Annotated in this window: 32 protein-coding genes; 19 read left to right on the top strand and 13 right to left on the bottom strand. The window is 26.7% G+C overall.

Annotated elements, in window-relative coordinates; all coding sequences use genetic code 4:
• Positions 1–766: 766 nt before the first annotated feature.
• The 5 genes from AACL22_RS05165 to AACL22_RS05145 form a co-directional block, all read right to left on the bottom strand.
• Complete coding sequence (locus AACL22_RS05165; RefSeq protein ID WP_338990153.1) at positions 767–1,069, bottom strand: lipoprotein; 303 nt, start codon at positions 1,067–1,069, stop codon at positions 767–769.
• Positions 1,070–1,082: 13 nt separating this feature from the next.
• Complete coding sequence (locus tag AACL22_RS05160; protein WP_338989166.1) at positions 1,083–1,718, bottom strand: hypothetical protein; 636 nt, start codon at positions 1,716–1,718, stop codon at positions 1,083–1,085.
• 139 nt (positions 1,719–1,857) lie between these two features.
• Positions 1,858–2,454, bottom strand: coding sequence for a hypothetical protein (locus AACL22_RS05155; RefSeq protein WP_338990151.1), 597 nt, complete (start codon positions 2,452–2,454; stop codon positions 1,858–1,860).
• Between the two features lie 453 nt (positions 2,455–2,907).
• Positions 2,908–3,330, bottom strand: a complete 423-nt coding sequence (locus AACL22_RS05150; protein ID WP_338990150.1) for a hypothetical protein — start codon at positions 3,328–3,330, stop codon at positions 2,908–2,910.
• Positions 3,321–4,643, bottom strand: a complete 1,323-nt coding sequence (locus AACL22_RS05145) for a hypothetical protein (RefSeq protein WP_338990149.1) — start codon at positions 4,641–4,643, stop codon at positions 3,321–3,323. The genes AACL22_RS05150 and AACL22_RS05145 overlap by 10 nt, the downstream gene beginning before the upstream one ends.
• Before the next feature lie 66 nt (positions 4,644–4,709).
• On the opposite strand from AACL22_RS05145, the gene AACL22_RS05140 reads away from it, so the two are divergent.
• Positions 4,710–5,690: an IS30 family transposase gene (locus AACL22_RS05140; protein WP_338993013.1), complete on the top strand. Its 981-nt coding sequence runs from the start codon at positions 4,710–4,712 to the stop codon at positions 5,688–5,690.
• A 124-nt stretch (positions 5,691–5,814) separates the two neighbouring features.
• On the opposite strand, the gene AACL22_RS05135 is transcribed toward AACL22_RS05140, so the two are convergent.
• The 8 genes from AACL22_RS05135 to AACL22_RS05100 all read right to left on the bottom strand — a co-directional run bounded on the left by AACL22_RS05135 (position 5,815) and on the right by AACL22_RS05100 (position 9,537).
• A complete protein-coding gene (locus AACL22_RS05135) occupies positions 5,815–6,366 on the bottom strand; it encodes a hypothetical protein (protein WP_338990148.1) in 552 nt (183 codons plus the stop codon).
• A gap of 13 nt (positions 6,367–6,379) precedes the next feature.
• A complete protein-coding gene (locus tag AACL22_RS05130) occupies positions 6,380–6,649 on the bottom strand; it encodes a hypothetical protein (protein ID WP_338990147.1) in 270 nt (89 codons plus the stop codon).
• A 15-nt stretch (positions 6,650–6,664) separates the two neighbouring features.
• Positions 6,665–7,600 carry a hypothetical protein gene (locus tag AACL22_RS05125; protein ID WP_338990145.1) on the bottom strand — a complete coding sequence of 312 codons (936 nt, stop codon included), beginning with the start codon at positions 7,598–7,600 and terminating at the stop codon, positions 6,665–6,667.
• 12 nt (positions 7,601–7,612) lie between these two features.
• Entirely contained in the window at positions 7,613–8,518 is a 906-nt protein-coding gene (locus AACL22_RS05120; protein ID WP_338990143.1) for a hypothetical protein, read from the bottom strand.
• Positions 8,500–8,916, bottom strand: coding sequence for a hypothetical protein (locus AACL22_RS05115; protein ID WP_338990142.1), 417 nt, complete (start codon positions 8,914–8,916; stop codon positions 8,500–8,502). Before AACL22_RS05115 ends, AACL22_RS05120 begins: the two co-directional genes overlap by 19 nt.
• A 131-nt stretch (positions 8,917–9,047) precedes the next feature.
• Positions 9,048–9,170: a hypothetical protein gene (locus AACL22_RS05110; RefSeq protein WP_338990141.1), complete on the bottom strand. Its 123-nt coding sequence runs from the start codon at positions 9,168–9,170 to the stop codon at positions 9,048–9,050.
• A complete protein-coding gene (locus AACL22_RS05105; protein ID WP_338990140.1) occupies positions 9,125–9,409 on the bottom strand; it encodes a hypothetical protein in 285 nt (94 codons plus the stop codon). Before AACL22_RS05105 ends, AACL22_RS05110 begins: the two co-directional genes overlap by 46 nt.
• Positions 9,409–9,537 carry a hypothetical protein gene (locus AACL22_RS05100; RefSeq protein ID WP_338990138.1) on the bottom strand — a complete coding sequence of 43 codons (129 nt, stop codon included), beginning with the start codon at positions 9,535–9,537 and terminating at the stop codon, positions 9,409–9,411. Before AACL22_RS05100 ends, AACL22_RS05105 begins: the two co-directional genes overlap by 1 nt.
• Before the next feature lie 879 nt (positions 9,538–10,416).
• Between AACL22_RS05100 and AACL22_RS05095 the strand changes: the two genes are divergently transcribed.
• From AACL22_RS05095 to AACL22_RS05015, 18 genes are all read left to right on the top strand, one after another.
• Complete coding sequence (locus AACL22_RS05095; protein ID WP_338990137.1) at positions 10,417–10,749, top strand: hypothetical protein; 333 nt, start codon at positions 10,417–10,419, stop codon at positions 10,747–10,749.
• 149 nt (positions 10,750–10,898) lie between these two features.
• The gene (upp, locus tag AACL22_RS05090; RefSeq protein WP_338990135.1) at positions 10,899–11,522 is read left to right on the top strand and encodes a uracil phosphoribosyltransferase; all 624 of its coding nucleotides are present in this window, start codon (positions 10,899–10,901) and stop codon (positions 11,520–11,522) included.
• Positions 11,491–11,949 carry an MG406 family protein gene (locus tag AACL22_RS13760; RefSeq protein ID WP_353487027.1) on the top strand — a complete coding sequence of 153 codons (459 nt, stop codon included), beginning with the start codon at positions 11,491–11,493 and terminating at the stop codon, positions 11,947–11,949. The genes upp and AACL22_RS13760 overlap by 32 nt, the downstream gene beginning before the upstream one ends.
• Positions 11,936–12,745, top strand: coding sequence for a FoF1 ATP synthase subunit a (locus tag AACL22_RS05085; RefSeq protein WP_338990134.1), 810 nt, complete (start codon positions 11,936–11,938; stop codon positions 12,743–12,745). Before AACL22_RS13760 ends, AACL22_RS05085 begins: the two co-directional genes overlap by 14 nt.
• Before the next feature lie 60 nt (positions 12,746–12,805).
• Positions 12,806–13,108, top strand: coding sequence for an ATP synthase F0 subunit C (gene atpE, locus AACL22_RS05080; RefSeq protein ID WP_338990132.1), 303 nt, complete (start codon positions 12,806–12,808; stop codon positions 13,106–13,108).
• 37 nt (positions 13,109–13,145) lie between these two features.
• Complete coding sequence (gene atpF / locus AACL22_RS05075) at positions 13,146–13,676, top strand: F0F1 ATP synthase subunit B (RefSeq protein ID WP_338990130.1); 531 nt, start codon at positions 13,146–13,148, stop codon at positions 13,674–13,676.
• A 6-nt stretch (positions 13,677–13,682) separates the two neighbouring features.
• Positions 13,683–14,228 carry a F0F1 ATP synthase subunit delta gene (locus tag AACL22_RS05070; RefSeq protein ID WP_338990128.1) on the top strand — a complete coding sequence of 182 codons (546 nt, stop codon included), beginning with the start codon at positions 13,683–13,685 and terminating at the stop codon, positions 14,226–14,228.
• A 16-nt stretch (positions 14,229–14,244) separates the two neighbouring features.
• Entirely contained in the window at positions 14,245–15,816 is a 1,572-nt protein-coding gene (gene atpA, locus AACL22_RS05065; protein ID WP_338990126.1) for a F0F1 ATP synthase subunit alpha, read from the top strand.
• 16 nt (positions 15,817–15,832) lie between these two features.
• A complete protein-coding gene (gene atpG, locus AACL22_RS05060) occupies positions 15,833–16,690 on the top strand; it encodes an ATP synthase F1 subunit gamma (RefSeq protein WP_338990124.1) in 858 nt (285 codons plus the stop codon).
• Positions 16,691–16,704: 14 nt separating this feature from the next.
• Positions 16,705–18,102, top strand: coding sequence for a F0F1 ATP synthase subunit beta (atpD, locus tag AACL22_RS05055; RefSeq protein WP_338990121.1), 1,398 nt, complete (start codon positions 16,705–16,707; stop codon positions 18,100–18,102).
• Position 18,103: 1 nt separating this feature from the next.
• On the top strand, positions 18,104–18,367 hold the full coding sequence (locus tag AACL22_RS05050; protein WP_338990118.1) for a F0F1 ATP synthase subunit epsilon: 264 nt from the start codon (positions 18,104–18,106) through the stop codon (positions 18,365–18,367).
• Between the two features lie 143 nt (positions 18,368–18,510).
• Positions 18,511–19,341, top strand: coding sequence for a Cof-type HAD-IIB family hydrolase (locus tag AACL22_RS05045; RefSeq protein WP_338990116.1), 831 nt, complete (start codon positions 18,511–18,513; stop codon positions 19,339–19,341).
• A 14-nt stretch (positions 19,342–19,355) separates the two neighbouring features.
• The gene (locus AACL22_RS05040; protein WP_338990113.1) at positions 19,356–20,207 is read left to right on the top strand and encodes an HAD family hydrolase; all 852 of its coding nucleotides are present in this window, start codon (positions 19,356–19,358) and stop codon (positions 20,205–20,207) included.
• 82 nt (positions 20,208–20,289) lie between these two features.
• Positions 20,290–20,586, top strand: a complete 297-nt coding sequence (gene secG / locus AACL22_RS05035; protein WP_338990110.1) for a preprotein translocase subunit SecG — start codon at positions 20,290–20,292, stop codon at positions 20,584–20,586.
• 77 nt (positions 20,587–20,663) lie between these two features.
• Positions 20,664–22,781: a ribonuclease R gene (gene rnr, locus AACL22_RS05030; protein ID WP_338990107.1), complete on the top strand. Its 2,118-nt coding sequence runs from the start codon at positions 20,664–20,666 to the stop codon at positions 22,779–22,781.
• A 13-nt stretch (positions 22,782–22,794) separates the two neighbouring features.
• Entirely contained in the window at positions 22,795–23,226 is a 432-nt protein-coding gene (smpB, locus tag AACL22_RS05025; protein WP_338990105.1) for an SsrA-binding protein SmpB, read from the top strand.
• 141 nt (positions 23,227–23,367) lie between these two features.
• Positions 23,368–23,511, top strand: coding sequence for a hypothetical protein (locus tag AACL22_RS05020; RefSeq protein ID WP_338990102.1), 144 nt, complete (start codon positions 23,368–23,370; stop codon positions 23,509–23,511).
• A gap of 109 nt (positions 23,512–23,620) precedes the next feature.
• A complete protein-coding gene (locus AACL22_RS05015; protein WP_338990101.1) occupies positions 23,621–24,124 on the top strand; it encodes an NYN domain-containing protein in 504 nt (167 codons plus the stop codon).
• Positions 24,125–24,253: the final 129 nt, after the last annotated feature.

Here is a 24,253-nt window from a genome sequence, read left to right as displayed (position 1 = left end):
TTATTGATTGAAATTTAAAACAACAAATAAATGTTAATAATAACAAAGATAATGAAATTAAAGTAAGTGTTAAAAACAAAGATATTTCAGAAAATCCTATTTATCGATTAGAAGCAAATTTTTTTAATTGATTATCCGTAACAAATGAATTAGAAACAAATAACATTCCTTCTCTTATTCCATCAGAAATTAAATTATCTGATGGTGAATATGGGAAATATTTAACTAATTTAATTGTTTTTAATGACAAAATAGAAAACTATTTAAATTATTTTTCTGAATGATATAAATTACTTTATTCTAAAATAGATTGAATTAGTACAATCGAAGATTTAATTGATTATAGTATTAAAATAACTTTTGATAAAAAACTATTTAATTTAAATCAAATTGAAATATCAGGTATATGAGGTTATGGTAATTATGAAATTACAATTTTTACTGAAAAAGAACAAATTAATATTAATAATTTACAACTATTTAATAAAAATAATGAAAAATTATCATTAATTATATTAGAAATATAAAAAGTCATTTATTAAAATGACTTTTTATTATTCATTAACTTTTACATTACCGGTTTTATCAATAATTAAATTAGGTACATTAGTATCTTCTAAATTTCAACGATAAACTGCTTTAAAATTTCGTCCCTTATCTTCATTTCAAAAAATTCGTTCTATTTTACCTTCTGATTGATCATCTATTAATAAATCTTGTTCTTTTGTTTCAAAAACCCATAAAAAGAGATCAATATAATATGGTTTTAATGGATCTCAATCCTCATTTTTTTTCCTTTATTTGTATCGTGTTTAAATTTTGATATTTTTCAATAAATAGAATTATTAGGTTTCCATATAGCAAAATATCATTTATTATCCACTTGATTAAATGGTTTTTCTTGATATGCTATTCATTCTAAAATACCATTTTTTGTTTTTATATTATTTTTTTCTTTTAGTTTATTTAATTGTTCCTCGATATATTGTGGTGTATTACAGGCAACTAAACTGGCTGTACTTGTTCCTATTAAAGTGATTGTTCCCAAAAGACTTAATTTCTTTTTCATATCGTGTTTATAATTAATTCTTTACTACCACTATATCTGTTTTTTTATTTTTAAATGTTACATTTTTTTCTTCCGAATTTAAGGGAATAGCTTCCCCAATCTCAGTCTGATGCATAATTATTTCTTTTTTACTTTTAATATCATAGTAAAAATTTATACTATTATCATTATTTATTTTTATTTTTGAGGGTAAAATTTCATTTTCAAATAAACTAAGCATAGCATCTTTAATTGAAATATTAACTATTATTTCATTATTATTTTTATCAATTAATTTTGCACTAACCATACCTTCAATTTTTTGATAATAATTTAAAATAAGCTCTATATTATTTTGTAAAGAAGTAACATAAACTGAAATTTTACTATGTGGTGGCACCTTTACTGGTTGAGATGGAACAGTTATTGTTGTAGTGTTTGTGGTTGTTTTAATTTCTGTTTCAGAAGAATTTGAAGTATCTGTTATAGTATAAGTTTTTGACTTCCCTCATGTATAACCACCACCAGCTTCAACTGCAACTTCAAGTTTTGCACCAAAAACAACAGGAACACCAGCATTACTACTAGCTTTTGCTGTAACTTTAGTATTTACATTTGTACTTCAATTATCAGTATTTGATGTTGTTTCTGATTTAGAAAATCCATTCATTTTTTGAAATGTATTTGTTTCTGTTAATTGTTTAGAACAAGAAACTGTATTTTGAATTTGTTCAATACTACTATTATTTATAAATGTTGAGTTAGAATCTTTACAAATATCATTAAGATCTTGTTCTAAATTATATGATTTATTTTTTTTGTGTTTCTTCTAAAACAAGTTCAGATTCTGTTAAATTTTTTAAATTAATATTTAAAATCTGTTTAATTTCAGAATTAGGATTTTGTTTTTTATGATATAAATATAACCCTCTTTTTACTTGATCTTTCATATTAATAATTTTAGATTCAATTAATTGCAATGTATCATATTCATAAACTTTATTATCTTTTGAACCAAAGTATAATTTGTTATTTAAAGCTACTCCAGAAGATAAAATACTTCCATTTGTTGTAATTACAACTTTTTGTTGTTCAGTTTTAGGATTATATTCATAAACATTATGATCAAAAGAACCAAAGTATAATTTATTATTTAAAACTACACCGGAAGAAATAATACTTTTATTTGTTATAATAACAATTTCTGAAATTCCAACAATATTATTTTTTTTATTATCTTGTCTTTTTACTCTATTTAATTTTTCTAAATTATTTTTTTGTGAATAATTAACTTTACTAATTTCTAATTTAGTTTCTTCTTTTTGATAGGGGCTAGCAGCAATTGTTGTTGGTACAGCGGTTCCACCAATAGTTAATAGACTTAATAAACTTAAAAGTTTTTTCATTTTATTATTTCCTTTCTTTTATCTTGAAAATTTTTATCAAGATCTATTGACATTATATATATATATATATACAAGCACTTTTTAAACATATTTGAGAAAGGAAGTTATTTAAATGATTATTATTGTGATTATATTGTACTAATTTGGGCTCGCGGTGATTTTCATAAGTTTTGCGAAAAATGCCTTAAAGTTTAAAAAAACTTTTGCCGCGCTTTTCAAAATACTTGGGAAAAATTCTAAGCGTTAAGCGAAGAATTTTATAAAGGTTCCCAAATTTGTTTGAAAGAACCTCAAAATCTTTTTTAACTTGTAAGTCATTTTATCACAAAAATTTAAGAAAATCAACCGCTCGCCCAAAACCTAAAAAATCTGCTATTACAGATTTAATAAAAATATAGATAAAAATTAATTGAAATATTCTCTAATTTTATTTCAATAATATTATAATACATTTTATATACCCATTTTAAAGCGATACGGATAAGAACCATAAAACAAAGCATCATATGGATCGTGGTACATTTTACTGTCGGGTGTGTTTGTTTTGGTATCGCTAAATCTTAATTCACTAATACACTTATCTAAAAATGGGAAGTTATATAATATACCATATATTTTGCCTTGAACAAACATTTTTCTTATTCATGTTACACGATTAATTATTCCCGCTTCTTTATTAAGGGATGTCTGATGTTTTTTGGCTTTAAACATCTTAATTTTATAACCTAAATAAGGGTAAATATCTTCTTGTAATTTTTGCATAAAGTCATGAGCATTAATATCATAATGAAATGTAGCATATTCAAAACCATCAAATTTATCAAAACAGTTAATTATTCATTGTCCGTAATGTTCAACTATTTCATTTAAATTCATTGCGTTTTTTGGGGTAACAACATTTTTTTAATTAAATATTTATCATATTCATTATTTTCATTAATTTTATAACCACTAAATAAAAATACTGTATGGTCTTCACTACCATTAGCATAATCAACACCAATTGAATAACTATCAAATTGATATTGTTTTGTATTTGTATTATAAAAATCTTGTAAATTATACTCTTTAATATATTTACGATAATTTCGTAAAACATAAATACTGGGGTCATTATCGTTATATTCAAAACCGTAATATTCAAGTTCAAATAAATCGGGTCGTTCTTCTTTATTTGCTAAAACAATTTTTTTGGTAATATCAGGTATTTTATTTCAAACAGCCCCCATAGTTAAACGCAAATTAAAAATACCCAAACCATTAAATGCTTGTTTGTTTTCTGAATATACCTGATTGTGTTCTTTTAAAATATTTTTAATTCTTTCATTTAAAGGTAAATATGGCGTTACAAATTTTTCATAAAAGATATGGTATTTATCAAAAGGATTAAAGGTAAATTGATTAGAATATGTTTTATAAAAATATGTTGTAACTGTTATATATTGTTTTGCTATGTTGTCTCATTCTTGAAATGTCCAAGATAATTCTTTTACTGGAATAGGATTATCTAAATTATATTGTTCATTATCATTTTCATCCGTGTATTTTTCGTAAGACACTTTTAAACTTTTAGAACGAAACATTGAAACTCTTAAATTATTATATCTTTTATCTAGTTCTTTATCAGTTAAGATTTCTTTTTCTTCAGCATGTATCATTTCGTCAGTTCATGCTGATATAATACCACTACCTTTACCAACTTTCCCCATAATTTTATTACCATTAGCATAACCAGCAAAAGCAATGCGAACACCACTAGGAAAAACAATTTCGCCACCTTCTTTAACATTTTTAGGTCAAACAATACCATTTTCATTGTCATACCCTATATCAATCTCATATTTATCATATAGATAGTTGCAGACATTAATTGTATCGCCAAATGTAGTATCTTCGTGGGTATTGGCATATCTTCGTAAAATGTTAGATGAAGCATCGGTAAAATTACAAGCAAAAAATAATTTTTCTGCTAGGTGATTTCATGTCTTATTAGTACCACGCCCCGCTGAGACAAACTTAAAAAAACATGGCGAAGTAAAATATCGGGCATAACTATCACCAACAAAATCTTTAAATACTTCTCAATCAAAACCAAAATTATAGTCACTAAAATTTAAATTATATTTTTTATTTAAATGTTCATAACTAGTAATTCGTTTTTTATTATTAATTTTACTAAATTCTTGCATATTTATTGACCTCTTTATTTTATATATAATACATTATAAGAAAAAATGAAAGGAATTTGTATAAAAATGAGAAAATTTAAACATTTAACATTTGATGAGCCAGATTTATTTAAAGATTTATTATTATCTGATACTTGTAAAAAGAAAAATGGCACAATTAATTTATCTGAAATATCACGACAAACGGGTCGTGGAGTTAATACTGTTAAAAGAGAAATTAAGCGATTTAAAAATATACAATATTATAATCCATATCAAGCACAAAAAGATTATAAACAAAAACGTAAAAAATGCATTAAAAAACTACCTAAATTTACAAAAGAGCAGTTAGATTTTATTAAAATAAGATTTAATAAATACCACGATACACCCGAACAATTAATTTATCGTTATTTCTTGGAATTTGGTGTTAAATTTCCTGTTTGTGTTAAAACATTGTATAAATGAATTCGCTTAGGTGAATTTGGATTAAAAAAAGAAAATTTACCCCATCGTGGTAAAAAATACAAAACAAAAGGAAAAACTGATAATCGTGGTAAATTAACTAACTTTAAATCAATTTGAGATATTGAAAATAAAGTTTCTAATGTTGGATGATTTGAAATGGATACTGTTGTAGGAAAAGACCATCAATCTAGTAATTTAGTTTTAGTAGAACAATCAAGTAAAAATTATTTTGTAATGAAATTAAAAAATAATACTGCTAATGAAGTTTTAGAAAAATTTAAAGATATTGTTAAAAATAATAATTTAATTGGGAAAATTAAAGGAATAATAACTGATAGAGGAAAAGAATTTAGTAAATGAAGAGAAATAAAAATATTTGCTGAAACACAAGTTTATTTTTGTGACCCCGGTAAACCACAACAAAAACCATTAATTGAGCATATGAACGGTGAATTTAGATATTGACTTTCTAAGGGAATTGATTTTAATAATATTAGTCAAAAAATGATAGATTGAGTAGTTAATGTTATAAATGATAAACTCCGACCATGTTTAAATTGATTAAGTGCAAAGACAATGTTTTTACAAAATTTTAAATAAATTTATTAGTTAAAATTTAATAAATTATTTTTAGTGCGCTTAAATATGAATAAAATAAGATAAAATTACAAAAATTTAATTTTTTCTGAAAAAGTTGTTGCAATTTATTAAAAATATTTTATTATTAACTTAACAAGATATAAATTTGCCGTTTATATATACACAGCGCCTTTTTAATAACTTTTACTTGTTTAGTTACATAATTAATTTCTAATTTTTCAGTAATAAAAACACTCTGGTCATTTTTAAGATAAGGGTCATAATCAAAAGTACACGAAACTAAATTACCTAATTCGTCATATTGGTCATTGTAAAAATCAATCGTAATAAAATTAAGTTTTGAATTATTAGCAAAAATAAAATATGCACCTTTACCATTCTTATTAATTTTATATTCGTTATATCAATTCTTATTAGAAAAGTCTTGCATTTTTAAAAAGTTATTAATTAATTTAATATCTATCTGTTTATTATTAATTGGATTATAAATGCTAATTTCTAAATCACGTGGATTTAAAAAATTAGCATTATCTTCACAAATTCTTTTTTCTAAAATTTCATTATGTTTTTGAACAGTAACATTTTTACGATTAGTAATCGTTGATGCTAAATTAAGATAATAACTATCAATATCATATTCTTTTTTTAATTTCTTTTTTGCTGGTAACAATCCCATTTATATCACCTCTTTATTTCGTATCTTCTTTTTTAATAACATCTTCAATACTATCTTGTTTTTGTTGTTTGTTATGAGTTTTGATAAATCTAATAGTTTCAATAATTAAAACTATAATTCCTGCTCCAATAAGCATTGCTGAAGCAATAACATATGCTGGTCAAGAAATACCCAATGTTTTTTCTCCGATAAAACAAATAATAATTCCGGCAATAAAAAACAATGATGAAACTCCAAAGATTTTCAAAAACATAATTACATCTTTAATATTTACTTTTGACATAATAACATCTCCTTTCTAATTTACCTTTTTTCTTTCAATAAACACAAATCCCAAAGGTCTAAATGTTGCTGGACCATTAACTCCAATATTAATCAATCCATCAGGATTAATAGATAATGCTAAACATGCACTATTAACACCTATTTGATCATATATAACACCTATTGTTTGTCTAAAACTATGCCTTGTTTGCAACATCCCTTGACTTTTTAAATCTCCTTTGATATTTTTTCCTGAGGCTCAAATTCTATAAATATAATTTTCTTTATCAAAATTAGGAATAGTATATCCTTTTTGTCCAACTTTAAAATCACTAGTATCAACAATTTCTCAATCTGGAACTTTTGGTATAACAATTGATTTTTTTAATTCATCTAAAATTTCTTCTTTTATTTTTGCAAGTTTTTCATCTTTAATTTTTTCTATAACAAGTTTATCTAATAAAGCATCAACTTCTAATTGAGTATAATATGCTTCTAAATCAATCATTGTTAAATCAATACCTTCTTCTTGAAAAGTACGAAACATTTTCTTTAAAGTTGTTAAATTAGCCAATGATTTTGCATAGGTAGGCAATAGACCTTGTCAAGTAATCATATGGTCATTTTGCGATGAATAATTAATATCACCAACACTCATATTTGTCGAAGTAAAAAATTTAATTGGAATGCGGTTAAATGTTCAATGCTCAATCGTAATAAACACCATATTAATACAAATTTTCTTTAATAATGGATCTTTAAATGTTTCAAACTTTAGTTTTGAAAATGGATAGTTTAAGTAAGAATTAATCATATTTTGGGCTCTTAAAGCAAATGTTTTAAATCATAATTCTACATCACCTTTAAAAAACTTATTATAACGAACTGGAACTTGTGTAATTTTACCTGTCATTGGAATAAAATTATTATAATTTTCCAAAGTAACATTTTGTCATAATTCATTTAACATTTAATCATCTCCTTATCATTTACTTTTTTTAGAATATATTTTCTTTAATATAAATTTTTTACTATTTAGTAATGTTTTTGTTTTAATTGTTTTGTTTAAATCTTGTTTTGTTCTGAGTTGTTTATATGCTTGAAATACTAGTCCATTACCTAACAAACTAGTAACCGCACTATCTTCTAGCGTATTTAACAATTTATATTTATTAAAGTTATTTTTAAATTGTTCTTGCATTTTTAATATCTTAGCAATTGTCCGATATATTTTAAAACTATCTTTTACTACTTGCTGATAAACAAGTGGGGCAAAAGAAACTAAATTAAACAAACTTGTTTTTTTAAATCCCCAACCAATAAACCACTCACTGTTCATATAGAATTTAAACGGTTCAGGAGCCAAAACAAACTGTTCTGCTTTGATTAAAGTTGTCATAACGACAATAGGGACATATTTAGGATTTTTATAATATATTGTTAAAGCAACTTCACCCGCAACTGATAAAGGAACAATTTTAACTGCTAAAAAAACATCAGAACCATAAGCAAAAGGTAATAATTGACCTTTTTTAATAGCCTTAGTTTCAAATTTAGATAATATTTTTTTAGTTTTATCAGTAATTTTACTAATTACTTTTTGTTTAATAGTAATTATTTGTTTTTCAATTGGGGCTAATAATTTTTTAGTTACTTTTTGAATATAAAAATTTGGGTTTAAATGATTTAAAATTTTATTTAATTTAATTGGTGTTTGATGAAAAATATTTAATAATTTATTATTATATATTTTACTGCCCCGCATTAAATTAGCATTTAATATCAGGTTTTTACCAACACCTTTTTTATGAAGATTAGTCATTATGTTATATCACTCATTAGTATTAATTTTGCTTATTTTATCAATATTTAATCCATATTCAGACAATCATTTATTTCATTTATGCGTGGTATTTTTTGAACTAATTTAGGACTTATTTTTTGAATATTTTTCTCAATTTTTAATAAATTATTAATTGTTTCTAAATTAGAAACTTTAAAACCTTTATAAAAATCATTTCGGGCTAATTTTCCAATTGTATATAATAAAGTTTCATTATTAGCTTGTTTTGTAAAATCAAATATTAATTTATCAGATAAAATCTTTTTACCTGTAACTTGCCTTACAACATCTTCTAAATTATTAGCAGTTATTACACCTAATTTTTCAAGTAGTTTAGTTTCTATCGCTAATTTTAAAATTCTAGTTGTTCGAGCAGCACGCGTTAATTTTCCAATACCACCAATTGCTGGTAGCAAATTTAAGGCAGTACTTTTTACTGTCACTTCTGATGTTAATTTATCGTATATTTGATTTACGGCAAAATCGGTTGCTGTTTCTACTCCAAATGAGATAAATGCTGCGGCAAAATTAGATAATCCCGCACCAAGACCAACAGCCGAAGCAATACCACCAGTTAAAACTGATGCAAAACATTATAAATAATAATACCAGTTTGTCCAATTCCAGCAGGGTCAATTGCAATAATATATTTTAATTTATTTGTTTTATTTTTTTGTCAATTTGTAATATTTTTCATCCATCGGATGCTAAATCTAAAATATCGTTAATTTTATAATATTGCATATATGAAACAATAACATCTCACTTGTCTTTAAATAAATTTAAGTACATTTTGGCTCATTCTAAACATTGCAAATCATAATGCTTTTTATGATGTGAAATACGACAATTAATAGGTTGACAATTAACTCAATCAAAAGATGTTGTTATTTCATTTCAAGTTTTATTAATATACAAACTTTTATATTCTGTCATTATATATACTCCTTAATTTTTTTATTTGTTGATCAAATTTCATCATTAATATCATTTACTGTTACCAGATAAGCTCGTATCATTAATTTTTGTAATTTATTTTTAATTTTTTTATTTCATTTTTTCATCAAATATTTTCCTTTCTGTAAAAAAACATAATATTCCTTTATTGGTTAATATTTTGATATTTAGTAAATAATTTATTTTAATATTTAATTACTTCGCCGCCCGCTCCACTTTGAAGGTGAGCGGGGGCGGATAGGATATTTTGATAGAGTTTACCCCCATACGGAAATAAACAAAAAACAGTTTACCCAGTTATTAATTACGCTTCATCCATCCCTACACAACTTTATATAAAGAAAATAACCTTTTGGAGTTCCAACCCTCTTGTTTTTTAGTGTCCAATATTTTTTTTCGGTTTAACAACACTCTTTTTATGAAAACAAGCCAAAAAACACATGCTCTGACATTTCGCAAGTGATTAATCTTGCCGAGAATTAAAGAAATAAATAGGAGTAGTAAATCCAATCGCTTTCACACTTTCTTTAAGGCTTCGTGCCATAGATGAGTTACCCATCTTTAAGCATCAAAAAATATTAAGTTTTAAAGATTGAATTTTGGATTAATCGTTAGATAGTATCTTTTTTTATCTCATTATCTTTTTAATTCTTTGTTTATTAAATATATTTTTTAGTAATTATATTTAACAATTAACTAACAACTAAATAAAACAATTATTCAAAATTTTTAAAGAAAAGAAAGGATGGATTTTTCTGAAAAAACATATTTTATTAAGTGTAAAAGATACTATCTAACGATTAATCCAATAAATATAAGTATTTTTTACAAAATAAAAAGCACTTTATTCTTTTTCAATAAAGTACTACATTTGCATTTACAATTTACAAAAAGTAGCGAAAATTAACTATAAAACAGAAAAAGTTAATTTAACAGCGTTAGGAATTAATAATTTAAATGAGTTAAAAACATTTTCTGTCGTTTGTTTGCCTGACTTTGAAATAACAGTTAATGATAATAAGATTGATAATCCAAATTATTTTGCACTATTTATTCCTACAAGTGATTTAAAAATACTTACGAATGAATTTGATTGGGTAATGTTAGATAATAAAAATGATTTTAAAACAACTATTAATAAGGAATGATATTCAGGTTATTTTTATATGAAGGGAGTTGCTTGAATGGATATCAACACTGCAATTTTATACTTAAAATTATTTTATAGTTTTGAGATTACAGAAGAATCACCTTCATCTTCTAATTACATTAATCTAATGATAAAATCAGGTTCAACATTACAAGTGATAAGAAAATAATAAAAGATTAAAAAAGAAATAAGTTTGAAAGTTCAATTTATTTCTTTTTATTTAATTATTTTTAAAAATGTAAGTAATTCCAAATTAAATCTTGGTATTATCTTTATAATTATGTTAAAATCTAATAAATTAAGGAGGAAAAGTAATTAATGTCATTTACTGTAATAAAACACCCGTTAATTTTGGATAAATTAACAAGAATGCGCAAAAAGGAGAGTAATTCAAAGGTCTTTAAAGAAAATTTAGATGAAATTGCGCAATTAATGGCGTATGAAATATTTCGAAATATTGAATTAAATGAATTTGAAATTGAAACACCAGTAGCAAAAACAAAGGGATATAAAATTGCAAATGATATTGTTTTATTTCCAATTTTAAGAGCAGGCTTGGGGATGGTCGATGGAATTATTAATTTGGTCCCAAACGCTAAAATTGGACATATTGGATTATACCGAGATGAAAAAACCTTAGAACCACATGAATATTTTGCCAAAAAACCAGAAAATATTAATAAAGCAAATGTTTTAGTTTTAGATCCAATGTTAGCGACAGGGGGCAGTGCTAATGTGGCAATTCAAAAAGTTAAAGAATGAGGAGCAACTAATATTAAATTAGTATGTTTGGTAGCTGCACCTGAAGGAAAAAAATGTATTGAAGAGCATCATCCAGATGTTGATATTTATGTTGCTGCATTAGACCAACGTTTAGATGAACATGGTTATATTATTCCTGGTCTAGGTGATGCTGGAGACCGTATTTTTGGAACTAAATAAAAAAAATAAATTAAATTGAAAAAACCATTTTAAAGGTGTAGAATATAAACTGTCAATAATAAGTTTAATAATGTTTTTGGGAATACTAATAGTATTGACGATGATATATTTGACATTAAAACGAGATTGAACTTTATACACAGGATTAGTTTTGGGGTATTTGTTTTCTCTTATAGGTTTCTTAATCATTTGTTTTTCTGGATGATTGTTAAGTATAAGTTTAAATAAGTACTTTTTTATCTTATTGTACCTAGTTCGCTTAGTGATTTATGCTATACCTATAGTTATTTATGCTGAGAATACTAGTTTTTTTAGTATTTACACAATAATTGTTGGAATTAGTTTATGTCCATTTTCATCATTATTTGCAAATGTTAAATTTCCCATTCATCAACGCAGAAAGGAAAAAAAAAATGGCAATGAATAGTAACTTTGGTCAATTTCTTGCAATGGATTTAATCCCTGATCCAAATAAAAGTGGAATGGATGCATGAAGTTATACAATTTTATTACCGCAATTAGTAACGATAGTTATTACTACCTTTATTATTATGCTTTTATCAATAGGTTATTATAAACGCTTAAAAAAACTTGGTCCAACCGATATTCCAACTGGTTTAGTACTTTTTGCTGAAATTACAATTAAGTGAGTTGAAAAACAAGTTGTTAATTTGATGGGACCAAAATATAAATTTTTAACAGTTTATGTTATATACTTATTATTGTATATTGGGATTGGAAATTTAATGAGTGTTGTTGGGTTTGAATCACTTGCAACAGCTTATACTGTCCCATTATCAATGGGATTGGTTACCTTTTTTGGAATATATTATTTTGGGATTAAATATCAAAAACTAGTATATTTTAAAAAGTTTTTTGTCAATCCATTAGAATTATTAACCCAATTTGTTCCTTTGATCTCAATTTCATTTCGTTTATTTGGAAACATTTTGGGAGGAACAGTTATTATTACCTTGTTCACAGCTTTAATGAGCTTTATTTGAGGACAGATTCCTTATATTGGGCCTGTTGATTTATTAGCTGGTGTATTTTTACCTTTTTTAAGTATTTATTTTGATGTTTTTGATGGTTTAATTCAAGCATATATTTTTGCAATTTTAACAATTGCCTATTGGGCAATGGAAATGAAAACAGAAACCAAAGATAAAAACGAAAAAATAATTAAGTTAAAAAAGAACAAAAAATTAAAAATGTTAATTTAAATGGCTAAAAAAGGATTAAAATAAAATTATATATTTGTTAAGGAAGAGGAGAATTATAATATGATAAATTTTATGACAATAGATTTGCTATCGAATATGATGACAATATGATTTATGGCCGGAATTAATGATGGTTTTACAAAGGGAATGTCATTATTGGGTGCAGGATTAGCTGCCATTGGTTGTTGTGGTTCAGGAATTGGACAAGGGTATACTGGTGGAAAAGCTGTTGAAGCAATTGCTCGAAACCCAGAAGTTGAAAGTAAAGTTAGAACACAATATATTATTGCTGCTGCGATTACTGAATCAGGGTCAATTTATGCATTAGTTATTGCGATTATTTTAGTATTTGTTACTGGTTAATGAAAAGTAAAAAGTTGGAAAGAAGGCTTAGATGTCTATGACAATGTGATTAATGTCAAAATCAATTGAACCAGCAGAAATTATTAATCAATTATTTCCTAATCTATGGGTTTTTATTGCGCATGTTATTGCGACAATTATTTTATTAATTTTATTATCAAAATGAGTTTATAATCCATTTCGAAAAGCAATGCGGGCTCGTCGCAATAAAATTCGAGAATTAATTCAAGATGCTGCTGAAAAACAAGCAAAAGCAACAATTGATCAAAAAGAAGCATCGAAATTGTTAACAACAGCGAAGGTAGAAGCAAATAGTATTATTGTTGCGGCTCGAACTGAAGCAGAGGCAAAACGTCATCAAGTTTTAGAAACAGCAAAAGCTGAAGTTATGCAATTAAATGAACAGGCCCATAAAGAAATTCAAAAAGAAAAAGAGCAATATTATGATGATATTCGAAAATCAATTATTAATGTTGCTTTTAATGCAGCTGAGCAATTATTAAGCAAAGAAATTAATAAAGAAAAAAATGAAAAATTGGTAGAAGAGTTTATCAAAGAATTAGAGTAGTAAGTTATGTTAGTTAGTGAAAAATTTATTGATAATTATGCAGCTGCTTTAATGGACTTGGCGCTTGAAACAAAAAAAATTGATCATTTTTTAGAAGTTAGTAATATAATCGTAGATTTATTTAAACAAGAACCAGATTATATTAAGTTAATGATGAATGCTGACATTGCAAAGGAAGAACGAAAGAACATTTTAGCAAAACCATTTCAAAAAGTTATTGATCCGTTAATTTTAAATGCCCTTTTTTTATTAATTGATCGTGAAGCTTTTTGTTATGTTAGAAGAATTTTTAAAAGTTTAAGAAAATTAATAAATATTAGTTATAATGTTCAATATGGAAATATTTATTCAACCCAACCACTAACAAGAAAACAAATTACAACAATTGAAGCAAAATTAAGTAAAAAATTTGGCTATCATATTGAGTTAGTTAACAAAATTGATCCATCTTTATTAGGCGGAGTTCGGATTAAAATTAAGCACGAAATTATTGATGGTTCAATTGCAGGACAATTAGAAACAATGCGACAAAAAGCAATATATAATAAATAGAAGATGGGGTGAAAAAGTGGCTTTAAATGTAAATGAGATTTCCGAAATAATTAAAAAACAGATTAAAGAATATGGTAAAAAAATTGAAATTCATGAAGAAGGAACTGTTGTGACAGTTGGTGATGGAATTGCTTTAATTGATGGTCTTGACAATGCAATGATGAGTGAATTGCTAATTTTTCCGAATGAAATTTATGGAATGGTATTAAATTTAGAAGAAGGCGCTGTTGGGGCCGTTTTAATGGGTGACGATACAACAATCCGTGAAGGTGATCAAGTTCGTCGATCAGGAAAAATTGTTGAAACGCCAGTTGGTGATGCGTTGTTAGGCCGTGTTGTTAATGCATTAGGACAACCAATTGATGGGAAAGGACCATTAAAAGCAACAAAAACACGTCCTGTGGAACGAATTGCACCTGGTGTTATGACTAGAAAATCAGTTGATGAACCAATGGAAACGGGAATTATCACAATTGATGCGATGATTCCCATTGGGAAAGGACAACGAGAATTAATTATCGGTGATCGCCAGACAGGAAAAACAGCAATCGGAATTGATACCATATTAAATCAAAAAGGGAAAAATGTAAAATGTATTTATGTTGCAATTGGGCAAAAAGCATCAACTGTTGCACAAATTGTCGAAAAATTACGAGTTGCTGGTACATTAGAATATACAACAGTTGTTTCAGCCACAGCAAGTGAATTAGCGCCATTACAATACTTAGCACCATATACTGGTGTTACTATTGGTGAAGAATGGATGGAATCTGGTGAAAATGTTATTATTATTTATGATGATCTTTCAAAACATGCTGTTGCTTATCGAACAATGGCACTATTATTACACCGTCCACCTGGTCGTGAAGCATATCCTGGTGATGTTTTTTATTTACATAGTCGGTTATTAGAACGCGCCGCGCGAGTAACAAAAGAATATGGAGGCGGAAGTATTACTGCTTTGCCAATTATTGAAACACAAACGGGTGATATTTCAGCATATATTCCAACAAATGTTATTTCAATTACTGATGGGCAAATTTTCTTAAATAATGATCAGTTTAATGCTGGAATTCGCCCTGCGGTTGATGCGGGATTATCGGTGTCACGAGTAGGGTCAACAGCACAAATTAAAGCAATGAAACAAGTTGCTGGTTCATTAAAATTAGAATTAGCACAATATCGTGAACTACAAGCCTTTGCTCAATTTGGTTCTGATTTGGATGATGCGACAAAAGAAGTATTAGAACATGGAAAACGAGTAATTGAAATTTTAAAACAAAAACAATATTCACCGCTTTCACAAATTGACCAAGCAATCATTTTATTAGCAGTTAAGAAAAAAAGAATTCGTTGAATTCCAGTTGATAAAATTCAAGAATTTAAAGAAGAAATAATTGAACATTTTAATATAAAAGCAAAAAAATACTATACTGAATTAGCAAAGGCCAAAGCCTATAGCGATACCTTAATGACTAATATTGATAATGAAATTATTAATGTTGTTAAAAAAATTACCAATAAAATTGCTGATTATAAACCAGAAATGTTTGGACAAATTGAAGAGTGGAAAAAATTAGGACAATAAAGGTTAAAAGAACAAAATGGCAGTCGGAACAGATTTAAAAAAACAAATTACTTCAATTACTTCAACATCTAAAATAACACAAGCAATGAAATTAGTAGCGACAGCAAAATTAAAAAAAGTTGGTAAACGAATTTCTAATTCAAAACCATATTTTGCTGAAGTTTATACTGTTTTTAATGATATCATTAGTAAAGCAGATGATTCAATTTATCAAAAAAAAGATGGCATAAAAGATAGTAAATGTACTTGTTGAATCATTGTTAATTCAAATTTAGGTTTATGTGGTGGTTATAATATTAATATTAATAAGTTGGTGTTACAACAATTACGAAAAAGTGATTGTATTATTGCAATCGGCTCTAAAGCAGAAACATTTTATGCCCATAAAGGTTATGAAATTATGCAAACAAGAAAAGATATTGATATTAATTTTTCTTATGATGATGCACGTGAGTTTGCACAAGAAATTTTATCTGGTTTTAATGGAAATACTTATGATGAAATTAAAATTGCTTATACAAAATTTATTAATAATGTAACTTTTGAACCAACAATTTTACAATTGTTACCAATTATTAAGGTAACACAACATGAAGAACCAAAACACATTAATGTTATTACCGAATTTGAACCAGATCCAGCAACGATTTTAGAAAATGCGGTGCCAATGTATTTAAATACCATTTTATTTTCATCAATCGTTGAATCACAGGTTTCAGAACAAGCATCACGGCGAGTAGCAATGGAAAATGCAACAGATAATGCAAATGCAATGTTAGAAAAATTATCGTTATTATATAACCGTAAGCGTCAAGCAGCAATTACACAGGAAATTACAGAAATTGTTGCTGGGGCTGGCGCGCAAGAAAATTAAGAGGTGGTTAAAAAATGGAGAAAAATGGAAAAGTAGTACAGGTGTTAGGACCTGTTGTTGATGTACGGTTTACGGAAGAATATTTGCCTGAATTATATAATGCTATTACGGTTAATAATAATGGTACAAAGTTAGTTTTAGAAGTTGTTCAACATATTGGTGATGACACCGTACGGGCAATTGCCTTAGGACCAACAGAAGGAATGGTTCGGGGAATGGATGTGATTGATACAAAAGCGCCAATTACAGTTCCGGTTGGTGAAGAGGTTTTAGGGCGTATGTTTAATGTTCTTGGAGAAGCAATTGATGAAAAACCACAACCAAAGACAAAGACAATGCGTCCAATTCACCGTGAAGCACCATCATATGAAGAACAACAAACAACAGCTGCAATTTTAGAAACAGGCATTAAAGTTGTTGATTTATTAGTTCCCTTTGCAAAGGGGGGAAAAATTGGTTTGTTTGGTGGTGCTGGAGTAGGAAAAACAGTACTAGTACAAGAGTTAATTAATAATGTGGCAAAAGCACATGGAGGAATTTCTGTTTTTGCTGGTGTTGGTGAACGAACACGAGAAGGCAATGATTTATATTATGAAATGATTGAAGATGGTGTTATTGATAAAACAGCTTTGGTTTTTGGACAAATGAATGAAACACCAGGAGCTCGTATGCGAGTTGCTTTAACTGGATTAACAATTGCTGAATATTTCCGTGATGATAAAAACCAAGATGTTTTATTATTTATTGATAATATTTTCCGTTTTACCCAAGCTGGTTCTGAAGTATCAGCCTTATTAGGACGAATGCCATCAGCAGTTGGTTATCAACCGACATTAGCAACCGAAATGGGAGCATTACAAGAACGAATTACTTCAACAAAAAAAGGAAGTATTACTTCTGTCCAAGCAGTATATGTGCCAGCGGATGATTTAACTGATCCAGCTCCTGCAACAACATTTGCTCATTTAGACGCTAAGGTTGTCTTAGACCGCGAAATTGCAGCATTAGGAATTTTTCCAGCAGTTGACCCATTAGGAAGTTCGTCTCGATTATTAGACCCATTAGTGGTTGGTGAAGAACATTATGAAGTAGCACGAGGAGTACAAGAAATCCTCCAAAAGTTTAAAGAATTACAATCAATTATCGCCATTTTAGGGATGGATGAATTATCAGATGAAGATAAATTAGCTGTTGCAAGAGCACGAAAAATTCGTAACTTTTTATCACAACCATTTTTTGTAGCTGAAAAGTTTTCTGGAAAAACAGGGAAATATGTCCCTGTAGTAGAAACAATTCGTGCTTTTAGAGAAATCTTAGCAGGAAAATATGATGATGTACCAGAACAAGCATTCTTATATGTTGGAACAATTGATGAGGTTGTTAAAGCCGCCGAAGCTTTAAAACATAATTAAAATGGCGAATCAAATTAGTTTAAAAATTATTACACCACAGGGTGTCATTGTTAATCGCTTAGTTGATATTATAACAGTGAAAACAATTACGGGATATATGGGTATTTTGTATGGTCATATTCCTCTTGTTTCATCAATTGTTCCATCTGAAATGACATACAAAGTTAATAATAAAGAATATAAATTAAGTATTGCTGGTGGAATTTTGCAAGTTGAACAAGAATTTGTTAAAATTCTTGCTGATGAAGTTGAACCTATTAGTTAGATACGAAAATAGAAATCTCTTTTTTGAGATTTTTTGTTTTAATTTTCTTAATTATAAATATAAAATAAAACATGATAGAATGATAATGTCTGAGACTACTTATATGATAAACTAAGTAATATTAAAAGAAGGTAGGCAATGTAATGATAGTAAAAATGATCGTGTGTGATATTGATGGAACATTAGTAACTGATAAAGACAAAAAGATTCCAACTATAAATATTGAGGCTTTAAAAAAGGCTCAAGCAATGGGTATTTTAGTAACGATTGCTTCAGGACGGGTTCCTAGTAGTTTATCTGATTATGCAACAACATTAGGAATTCTTGACCATTGTCCGTATGTTATTGGTGCTAATGGTGGGGCTATTTTAAATTTAAAAACAAAAGAATATGTCTATAATGAAATAATTTCATATCAAGATACATTATGAGCAATGAATATTGTTCGAGAATTTGGTCATGATTTTTATTTAGCACCACTTAATGAACAAGAAGCTTATGTTTCACAATCAAGCATTATTAAAGATGATTTTTTTTTATTTCGTAATACTGACATTAAAGCAATTGTTTTAGATTGAAATGAAATTCCGCAAATGCGTAAGGTTGTAATTTCTTGTCATGATGAACAAAAACAAAATTGGTTACGACAACAAATTGCGGTCAGTAAAACATTAAGGACAGAAGTTACGGGATATGGGTTTATTGAGATTATTCCTAAAAATGTTAATAAATGACAGGGAATTTTAAAATTAATTGAAATACTTAAACATAAAGAAAATCACCATCTTGATTCAGATGAAATTATGTGTTTTGGTGATCAAATGAATGACTATGAGATGATTAAAAATTCAAAATATGGAATTGCATTAGCCAATGCTACACCGCAATTAAAAGAAGTTGCTTTTGCAGTAATTGCAAAAGATAATAATGCGGCAGGAATTGCTGATTATCTTTATAAGACAATATTAAAATAGAAGATGAGGTTGTCATGTTAAAAATTAATGGTAATCAAATTAAATTAATTGTTACTGATGTTGATGGCACATTGATTACTGATAAGCAAGAATTATCAACTCTTGTTCAAAATAAATTACTTGCATTGCAAGCAAAAGGGATTGCTGTATCAATTGCATCAGGACGAATGCCCCTTGGTTTTGATAATTACACAAGAGAATTAAAAATTAAGGATTATTGTCAATATGTTATTGGTGCTAATGGTGCTTTAGTGTATGATACTAAAAACAATAAGTCAATTTATAGCAATTTAATGCCAGTTTCGGATTTAGTTATTGTAATTGATATTTTATTAAAATATCAATGTGATTTTACAATTTCATATCAAGATGATGATAATTTATATTGTGCGGGTGAAAAATTATTAAAAATTAAATCAAAACCAGATGCATTTTTAGATGGAATGAAGCAAGTAAAACCATTCTGCTTTGATGATATTAGAATAGCCAATAAAATTGTTGCAAAGCATTCATCCAAAATAATGTTTCAAGAAATGTATACAGCTTTAAAACAAGTTTTAAATATTAATGTTGAACCACTGTCTGAATATGGATGTGATATTGTACATGGTAATTCAAATAAAGGGCAAGCAATTTTACATTTAATTGATATTTTAAATCAAAGGCAAGGACGTGAAATTAAATTAGAGAATGTTTTATATTTTGGTGATAATTATAATGACCGTTCTGTGTTTGAAATTTTACCTTATTCAATTGCAATGGAACATAGTCCAACTCCGATTTTAAATTTAGCATACGATGTAGCTAGCAGCAATAATACAGGAGGAATTTATCATTATTTAAGCAACCTTGAAAAAAATAATTAAAATTAATTTAAAATACAATAATTTTAGTAATTTTATAGTATTATTAATAAGAACATAATTTAATTTAGAGAGGGATGTTTTAATGAACCTATCAAGTATGATGTTTTTAGCAATTGAACCACAAGTAGCCAATACAATTATTTATGTTTTTGAAATAATTGCTTTAATTGTATCAATTATTATGATTATTATTGGTTTATTACAAAACAAAAAAGCACAAACAGGGTTAAGTGCTTTAAATGGTGGTAATGATGAATTATTTGCTAATAGTAAAGAACGTGGGTTAGATCGAACATTATTTATTTTTATGTTAGCATTTGGTTCAACATTATTAATTATTACATTATTGATAAATTTATTAACAAAAGTTCTATTGTAATAATTAAATCTTTAAAAATATCATTAATTGAAAAGAGATTTAAAAATGTCTCTTTTTTCATTTAGGGGGAAAGGTATATGCATGATCGAATTGTAGCTATTTTAAAAAAACAAACAAAACCAATTGATACGATTGAATTAGCACAGTCATTAGATATTAATAAAATTAATGATAATAAAATGATGTTAAAAGTTTTGGTTGAATTAGAAAATGATAATATTATTGGGGTTACACAACAACATCGGTTCTATTATTTTGATCCAAAAATTTATTTACGAGGAGTTATTAGTATTAATAAAAAAGGTTTTGGTTTTATTAAAATTAGTGAAAACCAAGAAGAATACTATGTTAAACAAGATGATTTAAATAATGCCTTAGACCAAGATCAAGTTTTGTTTATTTTTAAAAAACAAAAAAATGATAATAATTCTAAAAAAGCAGAAGCACAAGTAATTAAAGTTTTGAAGCGAAATAATGAATATGTAGTTGGAGTTATTAAAAAGAATCGTCATCAACAAAAATATTTAGAAATTTTAAATAATAAATTAACGCAATATCGTGCTGAAATTATTAATTTAGCTGATGCAATTGAAAATACAATTGTAAAGGGAATCATTACAAATATTAATAGTAAAAACAATTTAATACAAGTTAAAATCATTGAGATTATTGGTAATACTAATCAAGTCGGTGTTGATGTTTTGGCTATTTTACATGAATTTAATATTCGTACTAAATTTAATGAAGAAACATTAAATGAAGCCAATCAAATTAAACAAGATGTTGATGCTGCAAGAATGTTAGCAGATAAATCACGCCGTGATTTACAAGCAGAAATGTTTGCTACAATTGATGGGAATGATTCAAAAGATTTTGATGATGCTATTTTAGTTAAAAAAAATCAAAATGGTAATTATTTATTATTGGTTGCGATTGCTGATGTTGCACATTATGTTCCACAGAATAGTTATCTTGATAAAGAAGCTTTTGACCGAGGGTGTTCAGTTTATTTAATTGACCGGGTTGTTCCAATGTTACCGGAAAAATTAAGTAATGGGATTTGTTCGTTAAATCCTTTTGAACCACGATTAACATTAATTTGTGAAATGGAAATTAATAAGCAGGGACATGTTGTTAATTCTAGTATTTATGAAGCTGTCATTATTTCAAAAGCGCGATTAACTTATGATGAAGTTAATAAGTTATTCTGCCAAGAAAAAAATCAAATCTCAGGTGAAATTGCTCAAATGCTGCTTTTAGCGCAACAGTTATATCAAATTTTAGTTTTAAAAAAAGAACATGATGGGGTTGTTGATTTTGATTTAGATGAACCAAAGTTTATTGTTGATAAAAATGGTAAGATTAAAGATATTGTTGTGCGAGAGCGTGCTGATGCAGAAAAATTGATTGAGAGTTTTATGATTCGCGCTAATGAAACGGTAGCCGAAACAATTTATTGAATGGATTTGCCATTTGTTTATCGTGTGCATGATAAGCCAAAACTAAAAAAATTGTTTGATTTGTATACGCAATTATCTTATTTAGGTTTAAATATTAAAGGTAAGTTAGAAAATATTCATTCTAAAGATTTACAGCAAATTTTAAATAAGTTAAAGGATAAGGAAAATTTTAAAGTTATTTCAGCTTTAATATTACGAAGTATGGAAAAAGCTAAATATAGTGCTATTAATGATGGCCATTTTGGACTGGCATCTTGATGTTATACGCACTTTACTTCACCAATTCGGCGTTATCCCGATTTAGTTGTTCATCGCTTATTAAAAGAATATTTATTTCAAGGAAAAGTTAAAATTACTGATTTAAAACAAACGCGAACTTTTGTTAGTCATGCTAGTCAACAGTCATCCCTTGCAGAATTACGGGCAATGGAATGTGAACGAGAAGTTGACAAAATGAAAGAAGCTGAATATATGGAAGATAAAATTGGCTATGAATATGAAGGCATTATTGCAGGAGTTACTTCGTTTGGAATTTTCGTTGAATTACCAAATACAATTGAAGGATTGGTTCATATTACTGATTTAAAAAATGACTATTACGTTTTTGATGAAAAAAGTTTAAAATTAATTGGAGAACGGAAACGAAAAGAATATTTTTTAGGAAAAAAAGTACGAATTGGAGTAAAGAAAGCAAGTAAAAAATTACGGCAAATTGATTTTGAATTAGTTGATTAAGGAGTTGATATTAATGTTGACAATTACAGTTAATAAAAAAGCACGGTATAATTATGAAATTATTGAAACCTATGAAGCTGGTATTGTTTTGACAGGCAGTGAGATTAAGTCAATTCGTAATAATGATGTATCAATTAATGAGGCCTTTGTTATTATTCGAAAAAATGAGGCCTTTGTTATCAATATGATAATTGCTCAATATAAATTTTCAACATCATATATATCAGATGCTGATCGGACTAGAAAATTACTTTTGCATAAAAAAGAAATTAAAAAAATTTTGCAACGAATTAAATTAGAACGTTTAACATTAGTATTATTAAAGTTATATCTTAAAAATAATTATGCTAAATTAGAAATTGCTTTAGTTCGTGGGAAGAAGAATTATGATAAACGAGAAACAATTAAGCAACGCGATAATGAGCGTTTACGTCGGAAATATTAATTTTTAAAAAGTTAATTTTAGAAATTTTATTTTTCTGATATTAAATATGTTAAAATTAATAAAAAGTATGACATTGCTATTTGTTAATTAGTAATAATAATTTATTAAATAATATTTTATATAAGAAGGAGTTTTAAAATTATGAATCCTAAACAACACCCACAAGGTTGCTATGCTTGTAATTGTTCTTGCTTAGGAACTGATGGTGAATTTTGTACCAACTGTTCTAATTGCAGTTCTAAGGATAATCATACACAAAAGAAAATAGGAAAACCTTGAAGTTAGAAAAAGTAAATAAATAAACTTTTTAATTTATAATATTATTTTAAACTTTATAAGTATTAAAAATTAACTAGGATGATTGAAAATTCCATAATAAAGGTGAATATCTTGTATGGAAATAACTAATAAAACAATAGTTTTAATGATTGATTTTGACAATTTTAATAGTGATGAGCATTTAAATATTTTATTTGATGAGTTAAAACAAATGAGAAATGTTATTTATAAAGGTGCATTTTATTCTAATACAGATGATAAAAACATATATAAAAAAGGGAAAAAATATGGTTTTAATGATTTTATTGTTGAGACTACATATTCAAGTCGTAAAAATGCGGTTGATATTAGAATCGCTTTGGATGTAATAAAATGATTAAGAAAAGATTATGTTGATTGTTTTTGTTTGGCAACTAATGATTTAGATTTTGCTCCAATTGTAAGAAGAATTAAACAGAAAAATAAAACAGTTATTAATGCAGGAAATTTAGAAAAATCTCAAGAATATAAAAAACTTTATCATAGATTCATAAGTGTTGATAAAATTTTAAATGCTAAAAAATTAATGAGAAAAAACCTCAAGAAAATAAAAAAGAAAGTAGTGCTAAAAATAATGTAAATAAAACAATAGTAGAAGGTAAAAAAGAATTAATTGAGGTAGTAAATTCAATAATTAAAGAAAATGATAAAAATAATGATGGGTTTACTCAGTTTTCTATAATTATTGAAAATTTACTTCGAAAAATTC

Origin of the sequence: Spiroplasma endosymbiont of Seladonia tumulorum, from assembly GCF_964020235.1 — a bacterium.
GTDB lineage: Bacteria > Bacillota_I > Bacilli_A > Mycoplasmatales > Mycoplasmataceae > Spiroplasma.
This window is presented reverse-complemented; position numbering and strand designations above follow the sequence as displayed.